General features: G+C 70.6%; 23 protein-coding genes and 1 pseudogene. 9 read left to right on the plus strand and 15 right to left on the minus strand.

Annotation, left to right across the window (positions count from 1 at the left end):
* Positions 1–386: 386 nt before the first annotated feature.
* The 3 genes and pseudogenes from AB0903_RS04405 to AB0903_RS04415 all read right to left on the minus strand — a co-directional run bounded on the left by AB0903_RS04405 (position 387) and on the right by AB0903_RS04415 (position 3790).
* The gene (locus tag AB0903_RS04405) at positions 387–1844 is read right to left on the minus strand and encodes a cellulase family glycosylhydrolase (protein ID WP_366698878.1); all 1458 of its coding nucleotides are present in this window, start codon (positions 1842–1844) and stop codon (positions 387–389) included.
* A gap of 39 nt (positions 1845–1883) precedes the next feature.
* A pseudogene (locus tag AB0903_RS04410) lies at positions 1884–2123 on the minus strand (recombinase family protein); the annotation flags it as partial.
* Between the two features lie 293 nt (positions 2124–2416).
* Positions 2417–3790 carry a cation:dicarboxylase symporter family transporter gene (locus AB0903_RS04415; RefSeq protein ID WP_366698880.1) on the minus strand — a complete coding sequence of 458 codons (1374 nt, stop codon included), beginning with the start codon at positions 3788–3790 and terminating at the stop codon, positions 2417–2419.
* A gap of 127 nt (positions 3791–3917) precedes the next feature.
* Between AB0903_RS04415 and AB0903_RS04420 the strand changes: the two genes are divergently transcribed.
* The 3 genes from AB0903_RS04420 to AB0903_RS04430 all read left to right on the plus strand — a co-directional run bounded on the left by AB0903_RS04420 (position 3918) and on the right by AB0903_RS04430 (position 7251).
* The gene (locus tag AB0903_RS04420) at positions 3918–5543 is read left to right on the plus strand and encodes an ATP-binding protein (protein WP_366698882.1); all 1626 of its coding nucleotides are present in this window, start codon (positions 3918–3920) and stop codon (positions 5541–5543) included.
* Positions 5540–6220, plus strand: a complete 681-nt coding sequence (locus tag AB0903_RS04425) for a response regulator (protein WP_366698884.1) — start codon at positions 5540–5542, stop codon at positions 6218–6220. The genes AB0903_RS04420 and AB0903_RS04425 overlap by 4 nt, the downstream gene beginning before the upstream one ends.
* A 299-nt stretch (positions 6221–6519) precedes the next feature.
* A complete protein-coding gene (locus AB0903_RS04430; protein WP_366698886.1) occupies positions 6520–7251 on the plus strand; it encodes a helix-turn-helix transcriptional regulator in 732 nt (243 codons plus the stop codon).
* A 189-nt stretch (positions 7252–7440) separates the two neighbouring features.
* Here AB0903_RS04430 and AB0903_RS04435 read toward each other — a convergent pair whose 3' ends face one another.
* Complete coding sequence (locus AB0903_RS04435; RefSeq protein ID WP_366698888.1) at positions 7441–8466, minus strand: ATP-dependent 6-phosphofructokinase; 1026 nt, start codon at positions 8464–8466, stop codon at positions 7441–7443.
* 353 nt (positions 8467–8819) lie between these two features.
* On the opposite strand from AB0903_RS04435, the gene pta reads away from it, so the two are divergent.
* The 5 genes from pta (at position 8820) to AB0903_RS04460 (ending at position 14605) form a co-directional block, all read left to right on the plus strand.
* The gene (gene pta, locus AB0903_RS04440; RefSeq protein ID WP_366698890.1) at positions 8820–10949 is read left to right on the plus strand and encodes a phosphate acetyltransferase; all 2130 of its coding nucleotides are present in this window, start codon (positions 8820–8822) and stop codon (positions 10947–10949) included.
* Positions 10946–12151: an acetate kinase gene (locus AB0903_RS04445; RefSeq protein ID WP_366698892.1), complete on the plus strand. Its 1206-nt coding sequence runs from the start codon at positions 10946–10948 to the stop codon at positions 12149–12151. Before pta ends, AB0903_RS04445 begins: the two co-directional genes overlap by 4 nt.
* 138 nt (positions 12152–12289) lie before the next feature.
* Positions 12290–13720 carry a pyruvate kinase gene (pyk, locus tag AB0903_RS04450; protein ID WP_366698894.1) on the plus strand — a complete coding sequence of 477 codons (1431 nt, stop codon included), beginning with the start codon at positions 12290–12292 and terminating at the stop codon, positions 13718–13720.
* 143 nt (positions 13721–13863) lie between these two features.
* Positions 13864–14133: a type II toxin-antitoxin system prevent-host-death family antitoxin gene (locus AB0903_RS04455; RefSeq protein ID WP_366698896.1), complete on the plus strand. Its 270-nt coding sequence runs from the start codon at positions 13864–13866 to the stop codon at positions 14131–14133.
* A complete protein-coding gene (locus tag AB0903_RS04460) occupies positions 14123–14605 on the plus strand; it encodes a type II toxin-antitoxin system VapC family toxin (RefSeq protein ID WP_366698898.1) in 483 nt (160 codons plus the stop codon). Before AB0903_RS04455 ends, AB0903_RS04460 begins: the two co-directional genes overlap by 11 nt.
* Before the next feature lie 343 nt (positions 14606–14948).
* Here the strand turns inward: AB0903_RS04460 and AB0903_RS04465 are convergent, their stop codons facing one another.
* The 4 genes from AB0903_RS04465 to AB0903_RS04480 all read right to left on the minus strand — a co-directional run bounded on the left by AB0903_RS04465 (position 14949) and on the right by AB0903_RS04480 (position 19296).
* On the minus strand, positions 14949–16259 hold the full coding sequence (locus AB0903_RS04465; protein ID WP_366698900.1) for a hypothetical protein: 1311 nt from the start codon (positions 16257–16259) through the stop codon (positions 14949–14951).
* Position 16260: 1 nt separating this feature from the next.
* The gene (locus AB0903_RS04470; RefSeq protein ID WP_366698902.1) at positions 16261–16818 is read right to left on the minus strand and encodes a DUF6114 domain-containing protein; all 558 of its coding nucleotides are present in this window, start codon (positions 16816–16818) and stop codon (positions 16261–16263) included.
* A gap of 97 nt (positions 16819–16915) precedes the next feature.
* Positions 16916–17572 (minus strand): DUF6230 family protein, encoded by a 657-nt coding sequence (locus AB0903_RS04475; RefSeq protein WP_366698904.1) that lies wholly within the window; start codon positions 17570–17572, stop codon positions 16916–16918.
* 755 nt (positions 17573–18327) lie between these two features.
* Positions 18328–19296 carry a tetratricopeptide repeat protein gene (locus AB0903_RS04480; RefSeq protein ID WP_366698905.1) on the minus strand — a complete coding sequence of 323 codons (969 nt, stop codon included), beginning with the start codon at positions 19294–19296 and terminating at the stop codon, positions 18328–18330.
* 205 nt (positions 19297–19501) lie between these two features.
* On the opposite strand from AB0903_RS04480, the gene AB0903_RS04485 reads away from it, so the two are divergent.
* The gene (locus tag AB0903_RS04485) at positions 19502–20137 is read left to right on the plus strand and encodes a TetR/AcrR family transcriptional regulator (protein WP_366698907.1); all 636 of its coding nucleotides are present in this window, start codon (positions 19502–19504) and stop codon (positions 20135–20137) included.
* A gap of 135 nt (positions 20138–20272) precedes the next feature.
* Here the strand turns inward: AB0903_RS04485 and AB0903_RS04490 are convergent, their stop codons facing one another.
* The 7 genes from AB0903_RS04490 to AB0903_RS04520 form a co-directional block, all read right to left on the minus strand.
* Entirely contained in the window at positions 20273–21973 is a 1701-nt protein-coding gene (locus AB0903_RS04490; RefSeq protein ID WP_366698909.1) for a methylmalonyl-CoA mutase family protein, read from the minus strand.
* A gap of 78 nt (positions 21974–22051) precedes the next feature.
* The gene (locus AB0903_RS04495; RefSeq protein WP_366698911.1) at positions 22052–22381 is read right to left on the minus strand and encodes a DUF3817 domain-containing protein; all 330 of its coding nucleotides are present in this window, start codon (positions 22379–22381) and stop codon (positions 22052–22054) included.
* Between the two features lie 190 nt (positions 22382–22571).
* Positions 22572–23081, minus strand: a complete 510-nt coding sequence (locus AB0903_RS04500) for a MarR family transcriptional regulator (protein ID WP_366698913.1) — start codon at positions 23079–23081, stop codon at positions 22572–22574.
* A gap of 90 nt (positions 23082–23171) precedes the next feature.
* The gene (locus tag AB0903_RS04505) at positions 23172–23786 is read right to left on the minus strand and encodes an XRE family transcriptional regulator (RefSeq protein ID WP_366698915.1); all 615 of its coding nucleotides are present in this window, start codon (positions 23784–23786) and stop codon (positions 23172–23174) included.
* 157 nt (positions 23787–23943) lie between these two features.
* Complete coding sequence (locus AB0903_RS04510) at positions 23944–24681, minus strand: TetR/AcrR family transcriptional regulator (protein WP_366698917.1); 738 nt, start codon at positions 24679–24681, stop codon at positions 23944–23946.
* Complete coding sequence (locus AB0903_RS04515) at positions 24678–25361, minus strand: DUF4166 domain-containing protein (protein WP_366698919.1); 684 nt, start codon at positions 25359–25361, stop codon at positions 24678–24680. Before AB0903_RS04515 ends, AB0903_RS04510 begins: the two co-directional genes overlap by 4 nt.
* Complete coding sequence (locus AB0903_RS04520) at positions 25358–26086, minus strand: hypothetical protein (RefSeq protein WP_366698920.1); 729 nt, start codon at positions 26084–26086, stop codon at positions 25358–25360. The genes AB0903_RS04515 and AB0903_RS04520 overlap by 4 nt, the downstream gene beginning before the upstream one ends.
* Between the last annotated feature and the right edge of the window lie 28 nt (positions 26087–26114).

A 26114-nucleotide genomic window follows, 5' to 3' on the forward strand; every position in this document is an offset into this window, starting at 1 on the left:
CGCACCACCCGGCGCCGGGCCGAGAGCCAGAGCGCAGGGCGGGAGCGCACCCGGCGCGGGGCCGAGAGCCAGCGCGCGGGGCGGGAGCCAGAGTGCGGGGCGTGGGTCGGCAGCCCGGTCGCCCCGGCGAACCCAGGGGCGCCTGGGGCCGCGGGGCACGACCTCTTTCGTTCACATACACGCCCCTTGTGCGGGAACATGCACAGGGTGGCGACAAGGTGGCCGTGGGCCCCACGGACGGCAACGGCGGTGCGCGAACGGACCCCAACGGCTCATCGGAGGCGTCGGCGCCCCACGGAACGCCGCGCCGCCCGCCCCGGGGAAGCTCCGGGCGGGCGGCGTGGACGGCCCGGCGGTGGAACGGCCGGGAAGGAGGAAGGGAAGGGTCAGCCGACCGGGAACGCGTCCGGGGTACGGATGCGGTCGCGGACCCAGACACCGGCCTGCTTCAGGGACGACGTCCCGGCCCAGGGGCCGCTGCCGGCACAGGTGCCCGTCTTGAACACGGCTCCGGAGCGGTGGTCGTCCGAGAAGTTCCAGTTGGTCCAGCTGATCTTCTCGGCCTTCATCAGGTCGAGGTAGCGCTGGGCCATCGCGAAATCATTGGCCTCCTCGCCCGCGTAGTTCTGGGTGCCGAACTCCGTGACGAACACGGGGATCCGGTCGGCGGCCCGGGACAGCGCCGCCAGGTACTCCTCGCGGTGCGAGGCGGCGTAGAAGTGGAAGGTGTACATGATGTTGGCGGCGGCGACCGGGTTGCCGATCACCTCGGACTCGTCCCCGCCCTCTGAGACCCCGAGCGAGGACCAGGCGCGGGTGCCGACGAGGACGGGTGCGTCGGAGTCGATGTTCCGGATGACCGGGATGATCTGCTCGGCGTAGCTCTTGATCCGGGGCCAGCTCACACCGCTGGGCTCGTTGGCGATCTCGTAGAGGATGTTGGTCTTGCCCTTGTTGCGGTTCGCGATGTCGGTGAAGAACTTCCGCGCGTTGGCGAGGTTGGCGTTCGGGTCGCCGGGGCTGAGCATGTGCCAGTCGACGATCACGTACATGCCGCGGTCGGTCGCCTGCTGGACGAGAAAGTCGGCGAGGTCCGTGAAGCGCTGGGGGTCGGTCTCGTAACCACCCTCCTGCACATAGGTGGAGACGCGCAGGACGTCGGCGTTCCAGTCGTTCGCCAGGGCGTCGAGCGAGCCGCCGGTCAGGCACTGCGCGTACCACTGGGTGCCGTGGGTGCTCATGCCGCGGAGCTGGATCGGATTGCCGCGCTCGTTGCAGAGCTTGGTGCCGCAGACCTTCAGCTGTCCGTTGACGGCGACGGGGGTCCCGGCCGCGGGGGGATCGGTGGGCGGGTCGGTCGGTGTGCCGCCGCCGTCGCAGGGCAGGCCGTTGACGGTGCAGTTGAGAGGGAGTCCGGTTCCGCGGGTGTTGAAGCCGAAGGTCTCTTGTCCGCCCGGAGCGATGTCGCCGTTGTAGGAGACGTTGGTGAAGGTGTGGTGCCGTCCCTGCCGGACCTCGGTGGCGGACCAGTGGTTCGAGACGTCCGTCCCGGTGGGCAGGTCGAACTCGACCTTCCAGCCCGTGGCCTTGGCGTCACCGCCGTTGGTGAGGGTGACGCCGGCGGTGTAGCCGGTATCCCACACCGAGGACCGGGTGATCTCCGCGGTCACCCGGGCGGCGGCCTGTGTACCGAAGGCGGCGGGGGCCGCGCGGTCCAGGGCCGGTGGGGCGGATGCCGCCGGCGCGGCCGGTGCGACGGGTGCCGCGGTGAGAGCGAGGAGCAGGGCACTGCCGAGGGCCGCCGCGGCGGCGGCCGGGCGTAGCCGGAAACGGGACGGTCGCATGTGGGGGCTCCATCCGGAAGCGGAAGTTAGGAAACTTTCCTAACGGTAGGGAACCAAGGGCTGGGAGGGTTCCGCAAGGTGCATGCCAATCTCTCTCTCCGCCGGGAGGCCGTTCACAGCCATGGACGCCGGAGCGCGTTCTTGGTCCCGGCTCGCCGGGATGCCCTGCTCGACGACGTGCAGCCCGATGCCGCGCTCGCGCAGTTCGGCGCCGAGGGTCACCAGGTGGAGCACGGAGCGGGAGAGCCGGTCGAGCCGGGTGACCTTCAGCGTGGGCCCGATCGCTGTGCCGACCGACCATGATCGATTCCAGCGCCGACCACGGTTCCGTTGATCTCCGGGGCCGGACAAGGCCGCACACGGGCGGACGCCGTTCGCGTCCACCTCCGCCGAGCGGGCCGAGGCCCTCGCCGGGTCGAGCCGGGGCGGACGGCACCGTGACCGCAGCGACGAGCGGGCTCACCGGCACCGGTCTCGCTCCGCGACGCGGAGCCGGTGAGTGGACAGCGGCGTGTGCCGGACCCGGGGGGAGGAGGTCCGGCACACGCCTGGGAAGGAAGGTCCGCGGGGAGTCAGACCTTCACGGGCTCGCGCTCGCCGTCCCGCGGCGAGGAGATGTCCGCCTCCTCGGCGCCGCCGGGCGCGGCATGGTCGTCGACCAGGGTCTTCTCGTCGAAGGGGACCTTGCCCGCGAGCACCTGGGCGGCCCGGTCCTTGTCGATCTCCTTCGTCCAGGTGCCGACCAGGACGGTGGCCACGGCGTTGCCCGCGAAGTTCGTCAGGGCACGCGCCTCGCTCATGAAGCGGTCGATGCCGACGATCAGGCCCACGCCGTCGACCAGGTCCGGCCGGTGCGACTGCAGACCGCCGGCCAGCGTCGCGAGACCCGCTCCGGTGACGCCCGCCGCACCCTTCGAGGCGATGATCATGAAGACCAGCAGCGAGATCTGCTCGGAGGCGCTGAGCGGCGCGCCCGTCGCGTTGGCGATGAACAGCGAGGCCATCGTCAGATAGATCGCGGTGCCGTCGAGGTTGAAGGAGTAGCCGGTCGGGACCGTGATGCCGACCACCGGCTTGCTCACGCCCATGTGCTCCATCTTCGCGATCAGCCGGGGCAGCGCCGACTCGGAGGAGGAGGTGGAGAGGATCAGCAGGAACTCACGGCCCAGGTACTTCAGCAGGGTGAAGATGTTCATCCCGGCGACGAGGCGCAGCAGCAGGCCCAGCACCACGAAGACGAAGAGAGCACAGGTGACGTAGAACCCGATCATGATGACGGCCAGCGACTTCAGCGCGTCGAGACCGGTCTCGCCGACCACGGCGGCGATGGCTCCGAAGGCACCGACCGGCGCGACCCACATGATCATGGCCAGGATGCGGAACACCAGGCGCTGAAGGTGCCCGATACCGCGCAGCACCGGCTCTCCTGCCGCGCCCATGGCCTGCAGGGCGAAGCCGGCCAGCAGCGCGACCAGCAGTGTCTGCAGCACCTCGCCCTCGGTGAAGGCGGAGACCAGCGTCGTCGGGATGATCCCCAGCAGGAAGTCCGCGGTGCTTTCGCCGCCACCGGACGCCTGCTCGGCGCCCGCCTCGCGTGCCGCCTCGGTCAGGTGGAGACCGGAGCCCGGCTCCAGCACGTTGCCGACGACCAGACCGATGGCGAGGGCCACGGTCGACATGGCGAGGAAGTAGCCGAGGGCCAGTCCGCCGACCGCGCCGACCTTGGCCGCCTTCCGCACCGAGCCGATACCGAGCACGATCGTGCAGAAGATCACCGGCGAGATCATCATCTTGATGAGATTCACGAAGCCCTTGCCGATGGGCTTGAGTTCGACGGCCACCCCGGGGGCAGCGAAGCCGACGGCGATGCCGAGTACCACCGCGGCGATGACTGCCAGGTACAGATAATGGGTACGGTCCCGCTTGCCTGCGGCTGTGTTGGCCACGGGGTGCCTCCTCGTTGGATTGTGCGTCCACGTCCCGGTGGATCTCAGCGACTATCCATCGGGACGTGACACCGGTCACCCTTGCGTTCCTTTCGTTCACACAAAACCGGCCAGGCAGACTGAACCCATGCGTATACCCCGTCCTCGCAGCCTCGCGGCCCAGCTCTTCGCGATGCAGGTCGTGCTCGTCGCCGCGATCGTGGCGGGCTTCGCGCTGTTCGAGTACCTCACCGACCGGTCGCAGGCAGAGGAGAGCGCCCGCCTGCAGTCCCGGGCCACCGCGGCGGCCGCCGCCCGCTCGCCGTCGGTCGCCGCCGCGGTGCGGTCCCCGGACCCGTCGGCGGTGCTCCAGCCGTACGCGGAGGGTCTGCGCGAGGACGCCGACATGGACTTCGTCGTGATCATGGACCCGGAGGGGCGGCGCTGGACGCACCCCGTGCCCGAGCGGATCGGACGCACCTATCTCGGCCACACCGAGCCCGCGCTGGCCGGCCGGATCTACAGCGAGCAGTACGTGGGGACGCTCGGCCTGTCCGTACGCACGGTGGCGCCGGTGTACGACGACGGGAGGGTCGTCGCGCTCGTCAGCGCCGGCATCACCGTCGAGGAGATCACCGAGCAGGTGCGCGACCAGGTCACGGCGATGCTCGCCATGGCCGGGGCGGCGCTCGCGCTCGGCGGCCTCGGCACCTACGTCATCAACGCCCGGCTGCGCCGCCACACCCACGGAATGAACGCGACCGAGCTCGGCCGCGTGCACGACTACCACCAGGCAGCGCTGCACGCCGTACGGGAAGGACTCGTCATGCTCGACGGCAACCGCCGGATCGCGCTCGCCAACGACGGCGCGCGAGAGCTGCTGGGCCTCGGCGAGGACCCCGTGGGACGCCCCGTCGCCGACCTCGGCCTGCCCCCGCCCCTGACCGGTGCGCTGCTGGCCTCCGAGCCGCGCGTCGACGAGGTCCATCTCTCCGCGGACCGCGTCGTCGTCGTCAACACCCGGCCGGTGGTGGGCGGCGAGCAGCACGGAACGGTGGTCACCCTGCGGGACCACACCGAACTCCAGGCGCTCTCCGGGGAACTCGACTCCGAGCGGGGTTTCACCCAGGCCCTGCGCTCCCAGGCCCACGAGGCCGCCAACCGGCTCCACACCGTCGTCTCCCTGATCGAGCTCGGCCGGGCCGACGAGGCGGTCGACTTCGCCACGGCCGAACTCGAACTGGCCCAGACCCTGACCGACCGCGTCGTCGACGCCGTCGGCGAACCGGTGCTGGCGGCGCTGCTCCTCGGCAAGGCGGCGCAGGCGAACGAGCGCGGTGTGGAACTGGTCCTCACCGAGGACAGCCGCATCGACGACGGTGTCGTCCCCCGCACGCTCCCCTCCCGCGACCTGGTGACGATCCTGGGCAACCTGATCGACAACGCGGTCGACGCGGCCTCCGAGCCGTCGGCCGGCTCCGAGGAGGCAACGCGCCGTGCCGAGCGGGCGCGGGTGACCGTCACCGCCCGGGTCGAGGGCGGTGAGGTGCTGCTGCGGGTGGGCGACACGGGCGCCGGTGTCGATCCACGGGACGCCTCGGAGGTGTTCCGGCGCGGCTGGTCCACGCACGGCGCGGGCCGCGGGCTCGGGCTCGCGCTGGTGCGGCAGGCGGTGCGCCGCGGCCGTGGCACCGTCGATCTGGACCGCGGCCCGGACGGCGGCGCGGAGTTCACCGTGCGGCTGCCGCTGAGACGCGCGGAGGTGACCACGTGACGATCAAGGTCCTGGTCGTCGAGGACGACCCCGTCGCCGCCGACGCGCACGCCCTGTACGTGGACCGGGTCACCGGGTTCGAGGTCGCCGGGATCGCCCACTCGCGCGCCGGGGCCGTACGCCTCCTGGAGCGCACGAAGGTGGATCTGCTGCTGCTCGACCTCTACCTCCCCGATGGCCACGGGCTGTCGCTCGTACGGTCGTTGCGCGCGGCCGGCCATCAGGCGGACGTCATCGCCGTCACCTCCGCCCGCGATCTGGCCATCGTCCGCGAGGGCGTGTCCCTGGGCGTCGTGCAGTACGTCCTCAAGCCGTTCACCTTCGCCACCCTGCGGGACCGGCTCACCCGTTACGCCGAGTTCCGGTCCTCCGCCGGCGAGGCCAGCGGGCAGGACGAGGTCGACCGGACGCTCGCCACCCTGCGCGCCCCCCGTACCGGCACCACGCTCCCCAAGGGCCTCAGCGGCCCGACGCTGGAGGCGGTCACACGGACCCTGCGCGAGTCGGAGCAGGGGCTGACCGCCACGGAGGCCGCTGCCGCCGTCGGCATCGCGCGTATCACCGCCCGCCGCTATCTGGAGCATCTCGTCACCGCCGGTCGGGCGGCCCGCGCCCCCCAGTACGGCCAGATCGGCCGCCCGGAACTCCAGTACCGCTGGATCAGCGCGGTCCGCTGAGCGGGCGCGGCGCCGTTGCCCCCGGCATTGCCGCCGCCGACCGACCGGCCGTACGGTTACCGGACAGTACCGTCGGCCGCCCGTCCGCCCGTGACCGCCTCTCCCCTCCCCACCGCCCTTCCTTCCTCCCACCGGCCGGCCGTCCATCGCGACCGGCCGACCCCAGCCATCAGTCGTCGTTCATCGCCACCGGTCGTCCGCAGCCGACCGGCCGGTAACCGCCGTCGACACATTCCTCCCGTGATCGACTCGGACGTTTGGACGAATCGTGGCTTTGGGCATACGCACCGTAGTCACCGATGGTCCGCCGCGCCTACGTTGTGCGCGTGCAGCACAACCCCTCCCCGCCCTTCAACGCCCCCGCCGCGCGCCGTCTTCGCGAGGCCCTGGGGATGGCGACCGGTCATGTGGCGTACGGGCTACGGGCCCAGTACGGCATGCATGTCACCCCTGACACGGTCGCGGCCTGGGAGCGGGGGCTCGCCGTGCCGGACGCCAGGGAGCTGACCGCGCTCGCCGGGGTCCTGTGGTGCTCGCCCGGTGAACTGCTGGCCACCGCGACGACCCTGCGCGAACACCGGATCGCTTGCGGCCTCGCACCGGACGAGCTGGCCCGGCGCGTGGGCCTGGACACCTCCGCGTATCTGCGGATGGAGGAGTCGGGCCGATGGCGCGGCAACGAACGGCAGACCTCCGCCCTCGCCGGCGTACTCGGCCTCGGACCCCGTGAGCTGCTCGCCGCGACCGGCCGCGACCGGCAGCTGGCCGAGCTCCTGCGGAGCGCGGTGACCTCACGCTGGCAGGCGTACGTGCGGCCGGTCGGCAAGATGCTTCCGCTGGACCGCGACCACATCGAGGACGTGCTCCAGCAACTGCACGCCGACTACCAGTCCCGGATGGTGGCCACGCTCAGCTGGGGCGACGCGGCACAGGACACGGGCGAGCCGGGGCGGGAGTTCCTGGCCCGGATCGTCGACCACTTCTGGGACGTGGCACGCGGCCGGGGGCCAGGGGCGGGCCGCCAAGGTTGACCGGCGCCTCCGCGGGCCGCCAAGGCTGACCGGCGTCCTCCGCGGGTCGGCGGTCGAAGGGAGAACGGCCGTGCGGGCCGCCCCCGGAACGGGGCAGCGGTCTTCGCCGACTCCCGGCGGTGGAAGGACATGCGGCCTTCATCGCCGCAGCGGACGGTCAAGGCCACGACACCGCTCGGGGCGTAAGCCTCAGAACACGGACTCCGCCTCGAACATCCGGCTGTCCGGGACGGTCTTGAGCCGCGTGACCGCCTCGGCCAGCGGCACCGTGACCACGTCCGTACCGCGCAGGGCGGTCATCATGCCGAACTCGCCCCGGTGCACGGCCTCCACCGCGTGCCAGCCGAAGCGCGTCGCCAGCACCCTGTCGTACGCCGTCGGCGTGCCGCCGCGCTGCACATGGCCGAGGATGACCGGCTTGGCCTCCTTGCCGAGCCGGCGCTCCAGCTCGGTGGCGAGCCGGTTGCCGATGCCCTGGAAGCGCTCGTGGCCGAACTGGTCGATCTCGCCCTTGGCGTACTCCATCGAGCCCTCGGCCGGGTGCGCGCCCTCCGCGACGCAGATGACCGCGAACTTCTTGCCGCGGGCGAAACGCTCCTCGACCATCTTGATCAGGTCGCCGACCTCGAAGGGCCGCTCGGGCAGGCAGATGCCGTGCGCGCCGCCCGCCATGCCGGACTCCAGGGCGATCCAGCCGGCGTGCCGGCCCATGACCTCGACGACCATGACCCGCTGGTGCGACTCCGCGGTGGTCTTGAGGCGGTCGATGGCCTCGGTGGCGACCGTGACCGCGGTGTCGAAACCGAAGGTGCGGTCGGTGGAGGAGATGTCGTTGTCGATCGTCTTGGGGACGCCGACGACCGGCATCCCGGCGTCGGCCAGCATCCGGGACGCCGTGAGCGTGCCCTCGCCACCGATCGGGATGAGCGCGTCGAGGCCGTACTGCTGCGCCAACTCCGTCGCGTTCTCCGCCGCTTCGCGCAGCCGGCCGCGCTCCAGACGGGCAGAGCCGAGGATGGTCCCGCCGCGGGCCAGGATGCCGCTGACGGCGTTGAGGTCGAGCGGACGGTAGTGGCCGTCGAGAAGCCCCTTGAAACCGTCCTCGAAACCGATGACTTCGTCGCCGTGACCGGCCATGGCACGGTGCACGACCGACCGGATCACAGCGTTCAGACCCGGGCAGTCGCCGCCTGCGGTGAGAACTCCGATGCGCATCGTGCTGTCTCTCCTGCTCGTCGGTCGTCCTGGTGAGCCACGTTCGATTGTCCCACGCTCCGGGGATCGACCGCGCTCCCTGCTACTCCGCGCCCGCCGCCGCTCCCCGCCCGCCCGGCAGGCGCCTTAGCCAGCCTCGGAGGTATTGTCAAGAGGGCATTGCCGCTTCGAGCGGCCCTGCGGCGTGCCCGCCGCCCGGCCCCCGGGCAGTGCGGCCGCGCTGCCCGGGGGCAGCACGGACAGCGCCACAGGGCGGGCCCGCCGGAGCGTTCGCGGCGGTGGGGCACGCCCGGCACGGACGTCGGGGCATCAGGGACGGCAACAACGTCATGAACATGGACGGGAGAGCACGCGTGACACGGAGCGTGTACGTGACCGGGATCGACCGCGGCGACGGACGGCAGGTGGTCGAACTGGGAGTCATGGAGCTCCTGACCCGCCAGGTGGACCGGGTGGGCGTCTTCCGGCCGCTCGTCCACGACGGCCCCGACCGCCTCTTCGAACTGCTGCGGGCGCGCTACCGGCTCTCCCAGGACTCGGCCTCCGTCTACGGCATGGACTACCTCGAGGCGGCCGCCCTCCAGGCGGAGAAAGGCATCGACGAGCTGGTCTCGCTCCTGGTCGAGCGCTTCCTGGCGGTGGCCAGACGGTACGAGGTCGTGCTGGTCCTGGGCACCGACTACGCGGGCACCCAGCTTCCTGACGAGCTCGCGTTCAACGCGCGGCTCGCCAACGAGTTCGGCGCCTCCGTGATCGCGGTGGTGGGCGGGAAGGACCGGCCGCCCCGGTCCGTACGGGCGGAGACGCACAACGCCTTCCGCGCCTACGAGGCCCTGGGCTGCAACGTCCTCGCCATGGTCGCCAACCGGGTCGCCCCCGACGAGCGTACGGGCATAGCGGAGCGGCTCGCGGCCCGCCTGCCGGTGCCCTGCTACGTGATCCCCGACGAGCCCGCCCTCGCCGCGCCCACGGTCGCCCAGATCACCCACGCCCTCGGCGGCACGGTACTGCTCGGCGACGACTCCGGCCTCGCGCGCGACGCCCTGGACTTCGTCATCGGCGCGGCGACACTACCGAGCTTCCTGCCGGCGCTGACCCCCGGCTGCCTCGTCGTGACACCGGGCGACCGCGCCGACCTGGTGGTCGGCGCGCTCGCCGCGCACTCGGCGGGGACTCCGCCCATCGCGGGCGTCCTGCTGACGCTGAACGAGCGCCCGAACGACGAGATCCTCACCCTCGCGGCCCGCCTCGCCCCCGGCACCCCGGTCGTCTCCGTGGCGGGCAACAGCTTCCCCACCGCCGGGGAACTGTTCGCGATGGAGGGGAAGTTGAACGCCTCCACGCCACGCAAGGCGGAGACCGCGCTCGGTGTCTTCGAGCGCCATGTGGACACCGCCGACCTGCTGGCCCGGCTGTCCGTCGCCCGCAGCAGCCGGGTCACGCCGATGATGTTCGAGCACGAACTGCTGGAGCAGGCGCGCGCCGACCGCCGTCGTGTGGTGCTGCCCGAGGGCACCGAGGAGCGGGTGCTGCGCGCGGCCGACGTGCTGATCCGCCGGGACGTGTGCGACCTGACCCTGCTCGGCGACACCGAGACCATCCGCAAGAAGGCCGCCGACCTCGGCATCGACCTGTCGGCCGCCCAGCTGATCGACCCCGCGACCTCTGAGCTGCGCCAGTCCTTCGCCGAGCGCTACGCCGCGCTGCGCGCCCACCGCGGCGTGACGGTCGAGCTGGCGTACGACGTGGTGGCGGACGTGAACTACTTCGGCACCCTCATGGTGCAGCAGGGCCTGGCCGACGGCATGGTGTCGGGCTCCGTCCACTCCACGGCGGCCACGATCCGTCCGGCGTTCGAGATCATCAAGACGAAGCCCGAGGCGTCGATCGTCTCGTCCGTGTTCTTCATGTGTCTGGCCGACAAGGTCCTCGTCTACGGCGACTGCGCGGTCAACCCGGACCCGGACGCCGAGCAGCTCGCCGACATCGCCGTCCAGTCGGCCGCGACGGCGGCCAGGTTCGGCGTGGAGCCGCGGATCGCGATGCTGTCGTACTCGACGGGCACCTCGGGCTCGGGCGCCGACGTGGACAAGGTGCGCGAGGCGACGAAGCTGGCGCGCGGGGCTCGTCCGGACCTTCGGATCGAGGGCCCGATCCAGTACGACGCGGCCGTCGAGCCGTCCGTCGCGGCGACCAAGCTGCCGGACTCCGAGGTCGCCGGCCGGGCGACGGTCCTGATCTTCCCGGACCTGAACACCGGCAACAACACGTACAAGGCCGTGCAGCGCTCGGCGGGTGCCGTCGCGGTCGGGCCGGTGCTCCAGGGCCTGCGCAAGCCGGTCAACGACCTGTCCCGCGGCGCACTGGTCGGCGACATCGTCAACACGGTCGCGATCACCGCGATCCAGTCCCAGGATCCGTCGAAGGCTGCGGAGCAGTCGAGAACCCAGGATCCGTCGAAGGCCCAGGAGCCCTCCGTATGACCGCCACTCGCGTCCTCGTCCTCAACTCCGGCTCGTCGTCGGTCAAGTACCAGCTGCTCGACATGCGGGACTCGTCCCGGCTCGCGGTCGGGCTGGTCGAGCGGATCGGCGAGGCGAACTCCCGTCTCGTGCACACTCCGCCGGTGGACGGCGGCACCGGGCGCCGCGAACGCTCCGGCCCGATCGCCGACCACGAAGCGGCGCTCAAGGCGGTGGCCGACGAACTGACGCGCGACGGTCTCGGGCTGGACTCCCCCGAACTCGCCGCCATCGGCCACCGCGTCGTGCACGGCGGCCTGAGGTTCAGCGACCCGACCGTCGTCACGGACGAGGTCCTCGCGGAAATCGAGCGCCTCGTCCCCGTCGCGCCGCTGCACAACCCCGCCAACCTCACCGGTATCCGTACGGCGCGGGCGCTGCGCCCGGACCTGCCGCAGGTCGCCGTCTTCGACACGGCCTTCCACACCACGATGCCGGAGGCGGCGGCCCGGTACGCGATCGACGTCGAGACCGCGGACGCGCACCGTATCCGCCGCTACGGATTCCACGGCACCTCGCACGCCTACGTGTCCCGGGCCACGGCCGCACTGCTCGGCAGGGACCCGTCGGAGGTGAACGTCATCGTGCTGCACCTCGGCAACGGCGCTTCGGCCTCGGCGGTGGCCGGTGGCCGGTGCGTGGAGACCTCGATGGGGCTCACGCCTTTGGAGGGCCTCGTGATGGGTACGCGCTCCGGAGACATCGACCCGGCGGTGACGTTCCACCTCGAGCGGGTCGCCGGGATGAGTACGGACGAGATCGACGCGCTGCTCAACAAGAGAAGCGGTCTGGTGGGTCTGTGCGGGGACAACGACATGAGGGAGATCCACCGCCGCATGGAGGAGGGTGACGAGCGCGCCGGGCTGGCGTTCGACATTTACGTCCACCGGCTGAAGAAGTACATCGGCGCGTACTACGCGGTGCTCGGGCGGGTGGACGCGGTGGCGTTCACGGCCGGCGTCGGCGAGAACGCGGCACCCGTGAGGGAGGCCGCGCTCGCCGGTCTGGAGGGCCTCGGTCTCACGGTGGACTCCGGGCTGAACGCCGTACGGTCCGGCGAGGCACGGCTGATCTCGCCCGGGGGCGCGCGGGTGGCGGTGGCCGTGGTCCCGACGGACGAGGAGCTCGAGATCGCGCGTCAGACCTTCGAGCTGGTGAAGTGAGTGGTGAACCGCGAGTGGTGAAGCGTCAGTGCTGTGGTGGTGAAGTGAATTGCTGAACGCCTGAGCGGGCTGGCGCCCATTTGTACATTCCACCAGACGGAATATTCCGCAGGGAAACAAACCGATAGGATCCGCCTTATGCGCCGTTCCAAAATCGTCTGCACACTGGGCCCCGCCGTCGACTCATACGAGCAGCTGAAAGCGCTCATCGAGGCCGGTATGAACGTGGCCCGCTTCAACTTCAGCCACGGGACCCACGCCGATCATGAGGAGCGGTACCACCGCGTCCGCCGTGCGTCGGAGGACACCGGCCGCGCCGTGGGCGTGCTCGCCGACCTACAGGGCCCCAAGATCCGCCTGGAGACCTTCGCCGAGGGGCCGGTCGAACTGGTCCGCGGCGACGAGTTCACCATCACCACGGAGGACGTCGCCGGCGACAAGTCCATCTGCGGCACCACCTACAAGGGCCTTCCGCAGGACGTCTCCAAGGGAGACCAGATCCTGATCAACGACGGCAACGTCGAACTGCGCGTCGTCGAGGTCGACGGCTCGCACGTCAAGACGATCGTCGTCGAGGGCGGCGTCATCTCCGACCACAAGGGCATCAACCTGCCGGGCGCGGCGGTCAACGTCCCCGCCCTGTCGGAGAAGGACATCGAGGACCTCCGCTTCGCGCTCCGCATGGGCTGCGACATGGTCGCCCTCTCCTTCGTCCGGGACGCGGCCGACGTGAAGGACGTCCACAAGGTGATGGACGAGGAGGGCCGCCGGGTCCCGGTCATCGCCAAGGTGGAGAAGCCGCAGGCGGTCGACAACATGCAGGACGTCGTCGCGGCGTTCGACGCGGTGATGGTGGCGCGCGGCGACCTCGCCGTCGAGTACCCGCTCGAGCGCGTCCCGATGGTGCAGAAGCGCCTCATCGAGCTGTGCCGCCGCAACGCCAAGCCGGTGATCGTGGCGACGCAGATGATGGAGTCGATGATCACCAACTCCCGCCCGACCCGCGCGGAGGCGTCCGACGTCGCCAACGCGATCCTGGACGGCGCGGACGCGGTCATGCTCTCCGCGGAGTCGTCGGTCGGCGCGTACCCGATCGAGACGGTCAAGACGATGTCGAAGATCGTCTCCGCGGCGGAGGAGGAGCTTCTCTCCAAGGGCCTCCAGCCGCTGGTGCCCGGCAAGAAGCCGCGCACCCAGGGCGGCTCGGTCGCTCGCGCGGCCGCCGAGATCGCGGACTTCCTGGGCGGCAAGGCCCTGATCGCCTTCACCCAGTCCGGCGACACGGCCCGCCGCCTCTCCCGCTACCGCGCCGAGCAGCAGATCCTGGCCTTCACCACCGACCCGCACACGCGCAACCAGCTGACGCTGAGCTGGGGCGTGGAGTCCTTCCTGGTGCCGTTCGTCGAGACCACGGACGCGATGGTCGACCTGGTGGACGCGGAGCTGCTGAAGCTCCAGCGCTACAACGCGGGCGACATCATGATCATCACGGCCGGTTCCCCTCCTGGCGTGCCCGGCACGACGAACATGGTGCGGGTGCACCACCTGGGCGGCCAGACCCAGGACTGACGGCCCCGACTCGTTCGCCTCACGGGCGGCCTCCGGACCCTTCGGGGTCGGGGGCCGCCTTCTCGTCGGGCCGGGCGAGGCCCGGCAGAGCACGCTGTAGCACCTGGTGGCACATGCCACTGTAGGTGCGTACCGTGGTCGACATGAGCGCACAACCCGAGATCACTCAGCGCGACCTCCGAAACAGATCCAAAGAGATCATGGACGCTGTACAGGGCGGCCAGTCGTTCATCGTCACGCGGGACGGCCACCGGATCGGCGAGCTGACCCCCCTGCGCCGGCGTCGGCGCTTCGTTCCTCGCGGCGAGTTCGCGGCCCTGTCGCACTCGGCTCCCGACATCTCGCTCCATGCCTTCCGTGCGGATCAGGAGTCAACCGCCGACCGCCTCGAGGACGACCCCTATGCCCGCTGAGCCGGCCGACACGGTGCCCGTAGAGCATCAGCAGGGCATTCTCGACACGAACATCATGATTCTTCGCAAGGGGATCGACCCCTCGGAGCTGCCTGCCGAAGTGGCGATCAGCGTCGTCACGCTGGCCGAACTCTCCGCCGGCCCGCACGAGGTCCGCAGAGACGACGAACAGAGCGACTACGACGAGTACGCCGAGCGGGCCAGAAGGCTCGACGTACTGCAGCGCGCCGAGAGCGAGTTCGACCCCATTCCCTTCGGTGTGGAAGCGGCCCGAATGTACGGAAGGGTCTGCGCGGCCGTGATCTCTGCGGGCCGCGAACCGAGGCGCCGAGTGGCGGACCTGATGATCGCGGCCATCGCGGCCGCCGAACGCCTGCCCCTGTTCACCACCAACCCCGACGACTTCAAGGGCCTGGACGAACTACTCACGGTGGTACCGGTGACACGCCCGGCCGTGCTGCACGACCGCTGACTCCAGGCCGCCGGAGCCGGAGCACGGAGGACGTCAGGCTCCATAAAGAGGCACAGCTCATAAAAGTGTGCCCCTATACGGAGCACCGGTACGCGCACGGCGGTTGTGCGCGGGGCGGTGGGGGCGGCGCAGGACTTGGGGCCGCTCGGTCCGGCGATGCTGTACGGAAGGTTCTGAACAGTCACCCCTCCCGTGTCCATTCCCAGCCCGGACAGTCGCCGGGGGACCCAATCCTGATCTGCCATGTCTACGGCCTCCTGAGGCTGCTGGAACGGCTGTGGGCCGCACCCCATGAACGGGTGGCGCCCCACAGCCCTTTTCGCGGCTCCCGGTGGTCCTGGGATCAGGCGTTGCCGCCGGTGAAGTAGTTGTGCAGGCCGGGGACGGTGAGCGTTCCGCCGAACTGGCCGGCCTGGGTCACCTTCACGTTGGTGAACATCGCGATGGGGACGTTCAGCGGCGGCGGGGTCTCGGGGCTGAAGGTGATCGGGATGATGCCGAAGAGGTTGCCCTTCAGCTCCTCCGTGTACATCGTCACCGTGCCGTTGCGGATCTCCGAGGTCGAGCCCTTGCGTGCCTCGACGTGCGCGGTCGTGCCGTTCGGGCCGACCGTGAGCTGGTGCAGGTCCTTGATGTCCACGCCCGTCGCGGTGAACTTCAGGGCCTTCTTGATCTTTCCGCTGCCGGTCTTCACCTCGACGATGCCGTGGTAGTCCAGGCCCGTCAGGGTGAGCATCGAGCTCTCCAGGATCCACGGTTCGTCCGGGAGCAGCGGGATGCCCGGCTCGATCTCGGCGGCCGCCAGGGCGTCCGGGTCCGGGGTCGGGCACGGGAAGCGGGGCTTGGCGCCGTCCGGGATGTCCTCGTCCTTGACGGGGTCGAGTCCCTTGACGTCCTCGTCCAGCTCTTCGACCTCGGCGCCGGCCTTGTCGGCGGCGTCCTTGATCGCTTCCTTGGTCTTGTCGACGGTGTCGTCCACCGCGTCGGTGGCCTTCTCGACCGGCTTGTCCGCGGGCTCGTCGGCAGGTGCCGCAGCGGCGGGCTTCTCCGCCGGCTCCTCGGCCGGCTTCGTGGCGGTCTCGCTCTCGGACGGCGTCTGCTTCGGCTCCGTCTCGCCCCGCAGCGTGTCGCCGATGCCGTCGAAGAAGTCCTTGACCTTGTCGCCCACACCCAGCGGGTCGAGCGGGTTCCTGGTCTGGCTCGCGGACGGCTCCGGCGCGGGGGCCTTCTGCTCCGTCCCGGCCGCGGAGGCGGACGGGCTCTCGGCGGGCTTCGGCTCCTGCGCCTCGCCCTCGGCGCCGGTTCCGGACGTGGCGCTCGGGGTCGGCTCCGGCTTGGCCGTGTCCGTCGGGGTCGGCGACTCGGACGGCTTCGCCGACTCCGAGGCGGACGGCGAGGCGGACTCCGACGGTTCGTCCGAGCGGGTCACGCACGGGCCGGGTGCGAAGGGGATCTCCTTGTCGTCCGCCAGGGCGAGCTTGGGCGTGAGGCCCATGCCGACGAAGACGGCGGTGGGCATCGCGGCCAGGGCTATCGCCTTGCTCGCGGGCAACTGGAGCTTGGTGAACAGCGACTTCCTGGGGGCGGCGTGCCGCGGCCCTCTTCTCTCCCGCGAGCCGTCGCCGCCCGCGGCCGCGGTCAGCGGTGGTGTCACGTCACCCGGCACTGTTCCTCCCGCCGTTACCTTCGATGAATGTCGCGTGCGTGTCCGTGCCGTGGCCGTCCCACCGCTCCTGCTCCGGGAGGGCCGGGGTGCCGGCGTCGTCGCCCGAGACCGGCTCCTCGACCGCGGCAGCGGACCGCGGGGTCTTGACCGGCACCCACGACAGCGACAGGGCACCGCCCGTGAGGGAGAGGACGAACCCGACGACGAAGCCGCCCAGGTTGGCGATCGGCAGGGAGACCAGCGCCAGGAGAATCGTGGCGACGCCGGCGAACACCCGTACGATGTGCTGGAACCACATCGTCAGACCCAGCGTGACCAGCAGCACGCCGATGATCAGCGAGCCGGCCCCCGCCGTCGTCTGCATCGCGAGGTTCATGTGGCCGATTTTGAAGGTCGCATACGGGAAGTAGGCGATGGGGATCCCTCCGAGCAGGGTCAACAGACCTGCCCAGAACGGCCGCTGCCCCCGCCAGTTACGGAAGTTCCGCCGAAGGACGCGGATGTAGTGCTCGTCCTGCCCCTGTGACACTGCAGTCTCGGCGCTCATGGAAAACAGCTCCCTGGTACTGGCGTTGCTGTGTGAAGAGAGTGGCGGGCGGGCGAAGCTGCCAGAGTTTCACCCGCCCGCCCGGACGGGGCTACCGTCAGTAGCACTCGACCTTGGGGCCGCTGCCCTTGTGCAGGCGCATGCTCAGACCACTGAGCTCGAAGGTGCCGGCGGTCGTCGCCCACGCCTTCTGCTTGACACCGCTCAACTCGACCTCATCCGCCTGCTGGGCGAACCCGTTAGGCAGAATGGAGGTGTCCTTGACCGCCGGACCCTTGCCGAGCTTCGGGTCGTCCGTGTCCTTGGCCGCGACGCCGATGTCGATGTTCTTGAACTTGGCGTCCGCGTCCAGCTCGGAGATGTCCAGGTAGAGCTTCTCGGCCCGGACGTCGGTGCCCTTGTCGCCGGCGGTCAGCTTCAGCGTGATGTTGCCGACGAACGGAACGTCGGTGACCACCGACTGGCACATCTTGGTGATCGACGCGTTCTTGAAGGTCGAGATCGCAACGGGGTGCGCGACCTTCTCTTCGCCCTTGAGGTCCTTGTACCCCATGTCGACGCCGCCGTACTGGGCGAACCCACTACCGACGAGCTTTCCGGCCGTGACCTTGAACTCCTGGCCCGACACGGCGAAGGACGCGGCGAGCGCCCCCTGTGCCAGGCCGACGCCTATCGCGGCCGTCGCGGCCACGCTCGGCACCATGACCAGGGCGAACCGCTTCCATCTGGTTCCACCACGAGCCATAGACTCCATGACTTTCCTCCTTCTCGGACGTACATCTCCGGTCCGGGCGTGGGCCCGTCCTGGGATGGGAGAAGTGCTACGTCCTCGGGAAGGAGAGCGCCCGCTCTCTCGGGCGCGATGTGCGTCCGAAAGGCACCGGCGATCACCCCCGAGCGACAACCACTGGTCGCGCCTGACTCGTCACGCACAACCTGTTCGGACAGGCCCTGCCGCTCCTGTGGCAGGAACCCCCCTGTCCGCGACCGGTGCCACTGACACCGATCGGCCCGGTGGGGACCCAAGGGCCGCGGCACGGCTGGGAGCCGGGCTGGTGCGGTATTGGACCGAGCGTCGCCGATCGTTGTCCATTCCAGGCCGGGGCACAAGAGGTTCGTTACTGGGCGGTAATGGCCCGATAACCTCGCCACGACCGCGCGATGTCGCGCGAGCACGCTCGGTGCCGCTCGGTTCGTATACAGAGAGGGCGATAGACGGCGATAACCGGACAGACGCCGAGTGCTGCTGTACTCCGAGTAACCCGGCTGGGCGTTTACCAAGTTTTGGCAAAGGCGGGTCGCGTTTTGTCACCGTGTCGCCAAAGCGGCGGTGACGCCGCGTCAGCGCCACCGCCGCAAATCCATCAGAACGGGACTCTCAGGACACCCTTGTCATAACCGCTGTCAATGAAGCGTCAACAAAACGCCCCTGAGCGGCCGGTGAAACCTCAGGGGCTCCACAGGACTCCCCGAGAGCCCGGCCACCGGACCCGGAACCCGACCGGGACCTCAGAAGAGCACCCGCGCCAGCGCCTGACGCGCCGCCGTCACCCGCGGGTCGTCAGGACCGACCACCTCGAAGAGCTCCAACAGCCGCACCCGCGCCGCGTCACGCTCGTCGCCCGCCGTGCGCCGCACCGTCTCGACGAGCCGGCCGAAGGCGTCTTCCACATGACCGCCGACGAGGTCCAGGTCGGCCGCGGCGATCTGCGCGGCGGCGTCGGCCGGGTCGCCGGCCGCGTCCTGGCGAACCTTCTGCGGGTCCATGTCCTTGACGCGGCCCAGCAGTTCGGCCTGCGCGAGGCCGAGCTTCGCCTCCGTGTTGCCGGGATCGTCGGAGAGCACGTTCTTGTACGCCTGGACGGCACCACCGAAGTCGCCGGCGTCCAGGGCCTGCACCGCCGCTTCGAGCAGTGCGTCGTAAGGGCCGGCCGGCACCGGAGCCTCGGCGCTCTCGCCCGACGCGTCCGCATCGACCGCGACACCGGTCAGACCGAAGCGCTCCTCTGCCACCTGCACGAGCTGGTCCAGCGTCTGGCGGATCTGGGCCTCGGGGGCCGCGCCCTGGAAGAGGGGCAGCGCCTGGCCGGCCACCACCGCGAACACCGCGGGGATCCCCTGGATCCCGAACTGCTGCATCAGCATCTGGTTGGCGTCGACGTCGACCTTGGCGAGGACGAAACGGCCGTTGTACTCCGCGGCAAGGCGCTCCAGCAGGGGGCCGAGCTGCTTGCACGGCTCGCACCACTCGGCCCAGAAGTCGATGACGACCGGGACCTCGGTGGAGCGCTGGAGGACGTCACGCTCGAAGTTCGCCTCGTCGGTGTCGATCACCAGGGCGGCGGGGGGCACGGCACCGCCGCCCCCCTGACGGGCGGCTTCGGCCCTCGCCTGCTCCGCCTTGGCCTTGGCCTCGTTGGCCGCCTTCACCGCGGCGAGGTCGACGACGCCGCTCATGGACATGTTCCTAGGCTGCATGCGTACATCCTCCCCCTTCCGCGCGCCCATGTGAAAAAAGACGGCGCCTGGTCCCCACCTCGGCGCCATGTGGTTGTCGCGACGAACCGGTCACGGCTTTCGCTACGAGCCGTAGCGTATCTAGGCGCAGCCCGCGGCGTGAAGGGTTTTCCGGTGAGCTGCCTCACAGCCGCCTTTCTCCTTACCGACGGGTATGGTCGCGGGCATGTCCAGCAGCACCCACCCCGAACCCCCACGTACGGGTCGTACCGGGCGCCCTCGCAGCGCCGAGGCCGATACCGCCATCCTGGAGGCGACCCGCGCCTCCCTCGTCGAGCTGGGCTGGTCGAAGCTGACCATGGGGGACGTGGCAACGCGGGCGGGGGTCGCCAAGACCACCCTGTACCGCCGCTGGGCGAACAAGAACGAACTGGTCGTCGACGCCGTCGCGGTCCTCTTCGACGAGCTCGAACTCCCGGACCGCGGCAGCCTCGCCGCGGACGTCGAGGGCGTCGTCCTGCAGTTCGCGGATCTGCTCCGGCAGCCGGAGACCAAGACGGCGCTGATGGGTGTCGTCGCGGAGTCGACGACGGACGAGGCGCTGCGCGGACGTATCCGTTCGGCGATCGTCGAGCGGCAGAAGCGTCTCGTCCTCGAGGGCCGCGAACGCGCTCAGGCCCGCGGCGAGCTGCCGTACGAGGACGACCCCGAGGCGGCAGCCCGCAACACGGACCTGATCTTCGACGTGGTGGCGGGCGCCGTCGTCCACCGGGCGCTGGTGAGTGCGGAACCGGTGGACGAGGAGTGGGCGCGCCGCTTCACCGTCCTGCTGGTGTCAGGGCTGGGCTCCCTGAACGCCTGAGAGGTTGAGCCCGGTCGGCCCCTGGGTGCCTGAGCGCGGCGGGGCGTGGCCAGCTCCCCTGGGCGCGGTCCGCTGCCCGTACGCCTGAGCGCGGGCCGCTCTCCCTACGCCTGGGCGCGGCGGGGCGGGTTCGGCTCAGAAGCCGGGCGGCTCCGTGTAGACGCCCCACTCGTCGCGCAGTGCGTCGCAGATCTCGCCCAGCGTGGCCTCCGCCCGTACGGCGTCGAGCATCGGACCGATCATGTTGGAGCCGTCGCGGGCGGCGGTGAGCATGGCGTCGAGCGAGGACCGTACGAGCGCGTCGTCCCGGCCCGCCTTGCGGTCGGCCAGTTCCCGCACCTGCTCCCGCTCGACCTCGTGGCTGACCCGGAGGATCTCCAGGTCGCCGGTGACCGAGCCGGTGGCCGTGTTGACGCCGACGACCTTCTTGTCGCCCTTCTCCAGGGACTGCTGGTAGCGGAAGGCCGATTCGGCGATCTCGCCGGTGAACCAGCCGTCCTCGATACCGCGCAGGATGCCGGAGGTGATCGGACCGATCGGGTGCTGCCCGGCGGGGTGCGCCCGGCGGCCTCGCTCCTTGATCTGCTCGAAGATCTTCTCGGCGTCGGCCTCGATGCGGTCGGTGAGCTGCTCGACGTACCAGGAGCCGCCCAGCGGGTCGGCGACGTTGGCGACGCCGGTCTCCTCCATCAGCACCTGCTGGGTGCGCAGCGCGATCTCGGCGGCCTGCTCGGAAGGCAGGGCGAGAGTCTCGTCGAGGGCGTTGGTGTGCAGCGAGTTGGTGCCGCCGAGGACCGCGGACAGCGCCTCGACCGCCGTGCGGACGACGTTGTTGTACGGCTGCTGGGCGGTGAGGGAGACACCGGCGGTCTGGGTGTGGAAGCGCAGCCACTGCGCCTTGTCGGTCTTCGCGCCGTACATCTCCTTCATCCAGCGCGCCCAGATCCGCCGTGCGGCTCGGAACTTGGCGATCTCCTCGAAGAAGTCGAGGTGCGCGTCGAAGAAGAAGGACAGGCCGGGTGCGAAGGTGTCGACGTCCAGACCGCGGGACAGGCCCAGCTCCACATAGCCGAACCCGTCGGCGAGGGTGTACGCGAGCTCCTGCGCGGCCGTCGCACCGGCCTCGCGGATGTGGTAGCCGGAGACCGACAGGGGCTTGTACGCGGGGATGCCCTGCGCGCAGTGCTCCATCAGGTCGCCGATCAGACGCAGATGCGGCTCGGGCTGGAAGAGCCACTCCTTCTGCGCGATGTACTCCTTGAAGATGTCGGTCTGCAGGGTGCCGTTCAGCACGCCGGGGTCGACGCCCTGGCGCTCGGCCGCGACCAGGTACATGCAGAAGACCGGGACCGCCGGTCCGGAGATCGTCATCGACGTCGTCACGTCGCCGAGGGGGATGTCCTTGAACAGGATCTCCATGTCGGCGGCCGAGTCGATGGCGACACCGCAGTGGCCGACCTCGCCGAGGGAGCGGGGGTCGTCGGAGTCGCGTCCCATGAGGGTGGGCATGTCGAAGGCGACGGAGAGCCCGCCGCCGCCGGCGGCGAGGATCATCTTGTAGCGCTCGTTGGTCTGCTCGGCGTTGCCGAAGCCGGCGAACTGGCGGATGGTCCAGGTGCGGCCGCGGTAGCCGGTGGCGTACAGCCCGCGGGTGAACGGGTACTCACCGGGCCAACCGATGCGCTCGAAACCGTCGTACCTGTCCCCTGGGCGGGGGCCGTAGACGGGCTCGACCTCGTCCCCGGAGAGCGTGGTGAAGTCTGCCTCCCGCTTGCGGGCCTTGTCGTAACGGGCCTGCCAGCGTCGGCGGCCTTCCTCGATCGCGTCAGCGTCCATACCTCGAATTTACTAGGACGTCCTAGTAAATGTCGATGGCAAAGCGCCACGAGCCGTGCTCGCGGCGCTTCGGGGTTGCTAGGCGCCGGCCGTCGCCGGGGCGGCGTCGCCGGCGATCAGGGCGCGGGCCTCCCGCGTCACCTTCGGCTCCACGAAGAACGAGGCGAACGGGATGCAGCCCGCGGCCAGCACCCACAGCAGCTTGCCGAAGGGCCACTTCGCCTTGGAGCCGAGATCGAAGGCGAAGATCACGTAGACGATGAACAGCACACCGTGGACCTGCGAGATCAGCATGGTGTCGCCGGTGTCGAACCCGTACTTCATGACGATGGCGCCGGTGAACACAAGCAGCCACACGGCAGTGATGTACGCCAGCACCCGGTAGCGGGTCAGGACATTCGCTTTCATGGCATCGAGCGTAACCGGGCGCAGGGGGCGATCTTCGCTCGGGTCGCCCGGGTGCTTCCCCGGAATCCGCGGCCTCCGTCCCCCTGAAGCCGCGGCCTGCTCCACCCGGAAGTCCGCCACCTGCTTCCCGTGGAAGCCGCCGCCCTGCTTCCTCCGGTAGCCGCCGCCCGCTCCCCGCCGAAGCCGCCGCCTACTTCTCCTCGAAATCCGCCGCCGCGACCCGCAGCGGGCGCAACATCGCGAAGATCTCCGCGCACTCCTCCGCGTCGTACGTGCCCAGACCGAAGTCCATACCCATCAGGTCCGAAGTGGCCGCCTCCACGACCTCGCGGCCCTTGTCCGTGATCGAGGCGAGCGTGCCGCGGCCGTCGTTCGGGTTGGGCCGCTTGGCGACCAGACCCGACCGCACGAGCCGGTCGACCGTGTTCGTCACCGAGGTGGGGTGCACCATCAGCCGCTCGCCGATCTTGGACATCGGCAGCTCGCCCGCCTTGGAGAAGGTCAGCAGCACCAGCGCCTCGTAACGGGCGAAGGTCAGCCCGTACGGCTTGACCACGGCGTCGACCTCGGCGAGCAGGATCTGGTGGGCCCGCATGATGGAGGTGATCGCCGCCATCGAGGGCACGGGCCCCCAGCGCTGCCGCCAGAGCTCGTCGGCGCGGGCGATGGGATCGAAGGGAAGACTGAGCGGCTTCGGCACGCCACCGACCTTACCGACTGGTCACATGCCGGTCAGCCCCGTCTCGGCCTTCGGTCCTTCAACCGTTTCATCGGACGGTCCGGCCACGTCTCACCCGCCCGGTGCAGGACGTGGCCGCGCACGCTCCCGCAGCTCCCCGGAATGCTCGACGAAACGGTCGAACATGCCGTTGCCGACGTGGCGGCCCAGATGCAGCAACGGGGAATCGTGTCCGACGAGGCGGGCGCGATGGGGCGTCACCAGGGCGTTGTCGTCGAAGCGGAACACGGGCAGGCTCACATGGCTGACCGCATCCGACGGGTGAGAGAACCGTGCCTCCAGGCCGTCGAGCGGTCCGAGACGATCGAGGTGCTCCCGTGTGATCCTGCTACGCGTGGAGACGGAGAGGGCGACATCCTCGACCATCTCCCGCCGGCAGGTGACCTCGCCCTCCGGGTCACCGAGCAGGAACCGCACCCGGCACCCCGCCCCGGCCCTTCGCCGGACCGTGTCCGCGAAGTGCGGCACCGGAGTCCAGAAGAAGTAGTTGGTGTACCCGGTGAAGGACAGCTCCGACCGCGCCGGTTCGACGAGCTCGTTCCAGACCGTGGACGGGCATGCGGAGGTCGTCGATGACCCGCAACTGCGCGCTGTTGAAGCACGAGTGCTGCTGAAGACGCGCGCTTCCCGCGACGGCGGGCGGACCTGGGGTGCGGAGCGGATCATGCGGAGCGGCGACGGACTCGCCCCGATACCGTCCTCCGTGTGGCCGCCCTGCCGCTGCCCGCGCTGCGCCGGGCATACATGAGGCGGACGCTCCCCGGCTGCAGCGCCCGCCGGGCGCAACTGGAGCCCGCCGGGCCCGGTCCGGCCGGAAGGCGGGTCAGCGGCGCAGCGTGCGCTGCACCTGCATGCGGAGCGCGCGCCGGGCGACCGGTCCGAGGGTGTCGAGTGCGGTCAGGAGGGCGGCGAGCTGCTCCAGGGCGTCGAGCGCGTGGGCGGCCCCGGCAGGGTCGGCGCCCTCGTAGAGTTCCAGGCCCACGAAGGACGCGGCGACCGCCCGGGCCAGACCCGCCGGGTCGGCGACGCCGGCGAGGGGCGTCACGTCGAGGACCCGGGTGAGTACCTGCTCGATCTCGGTGATCCACAGGTCGAGCCCGGCGGCCGTCGCGGGGCCGAGGCGCGGCTGCGACTGGGCGCCGGCGAGGAGTTGGGCGAGCACCGCGACAGTGCCCTCCTCACGCTCCCGCGCGTGCATCCGCCGACCGAACTCCAGCAGTCCGGCGAGCGTGGTGATGCTCCTCAGCTCGTCCCGGTAGCGGGCGACGCGTTGCTCGGCGCCGTAGCGGCAGGCGGCGGCGAGCAGGCCGTCGACGGAGCCGAAATGGTAGAAGACGAGTGCCTGGTTGACCCCGGCCGCCGCTGCGACCGAGCGGGCGGAGGTCTTGGCGATGCCCTGCTCGACGAGCGTGGTCAGCGCACCCCGCAGCAGCTTCTCCCTGGTCCCGCAGGAGTTCTCGGCGGTGCTCGCGTTCGCGGCCGTCCTCGTGGCCGGCTTCGGCGCCGCGTTCGTACCCTCGGTCATGCCCTCGCTCGCGCCCTCCCTCCTGCCCTCGCTCATGCCCTCGCCTCCTCGCGCACGGGACGCAGCCCGGCGCGCACCCCGAGGGAGCCCGCGTCCTGGTACCGGGCCGTGAACGAGCCCTCGTAGCCGAAGAGCGGCCCGAAGCGGCGGTTCGTCACCCGTACACGTATCCGGAAGCGGCCGGTGGTCTCGTCGAAGGACTCGCGGACCTCGGCGTCCCCGCCGATCAGCTCGGGTACGCGGAGGTCGAACGGCCCTTCCCGGAAGCGGTGTGTGCCGGAGCGGATGAGGAGGGACCCGTCCGTCTCTGCGGTCAGGTGGAGGTCGCTGGCGAGATGCTGGTGGGTGCCGAGGTAGTCGAGGACGCGGTCGCCGCCCGGCGCGAGCACCATGGTGGCGTCGAAGCGGCGCGGCCCGGACGGCAGGGCGAAGGTGCGCACGAAGGTGACCGTCTCACGGCCGTACGAGTCGGCGTAGGGCACGTTCTCGATGGTGAACGGGACGTCGCGGCCGGTGCGCGGGACGAGGATGTTCCGACTGCCGCCGAGCGCGAGGAACGGCTTCGTGAAGGCGCGCCCGTGCCAGATCCGGTCCATCACCCCGCGTCCCAGGCACGCCTCGCCGGATGCCAGACCCACGGAGAAGCGGCGCCGCAGCTCGGGGTGGAGGCGGTCGAAGGCGGCGGCGCCCATCGCTCTGCGGAAGATCGAACTCATGCGGGCTCCAGGGTGTCGAGGAGTGCCGGGACCGAGGTGCGCGGTGGCGCGGTGCGCAGGCAGCGGCGGGCTGCCGGGGTCAGCCGCGAGGGTGGCAGCAGCACGGCGGCGGCGAGGGCGAGGAGGGCCGCGGCCGGCGGGAGGATCACGGCGGCCGCGACCGGGACGAGCAACCTCGAGGCCGTCTCCGCCAGCCAGTGCGCCCGCGCCCGCTCCGGACTGACTCCCGCCTCGCACCAGAGCCGCAAGCGGTCGAAGGACCAGGCCGTGGCCCAGCCCATCAGAGGCCGGAACACCCACCGGTCCGCGACGCGGCCGAACCGGCCCCAGCGCGGCCGGTAGTCGTAGCCGGTGAGGAAGCGGACGCCGCCGTCGACCGGCACATAGCGCCAGTAGCCGCTGCCTTCCTTCAGCAGGGAGAGCGGGTGCGGTGAGGCGAACCGGAGGGCCGACACCCGGGTGCCGTCCGCCCGCCGGGTCTCCCCCGCGCTGGTCCCCGTACCGGCGACGGTGAGGAAGCGGGGGGTGCGGGAGGGGAACAGGCGTGTGGCATAGCGGAAGCGCTGCGGCTCGCCGTCCGCCTTCGGAAGGTAGGTGATCTCCGTGAACCGCAGATCCCACCGCTGATGCTCCCCCGGCTCCTGGGTCCGCGCCCAGAGGGTTTCCGGATCGGTACGGATCAAGGTCTCCACGTACAGCCGCCGCACCGCGTTCCCCCTGCTCAAAGCTGATTTGAGCGTTCGCTCAAATATC

This window comes from Streptomyces sp. NPDC048389 (assembly GCF_040706335.1).
Classification (GTDB): domain Bacteria; phylum Actinomycetota; class Actinomycetes; order Streptomycetales; family Streptomycetaceae; genus Streptomyces.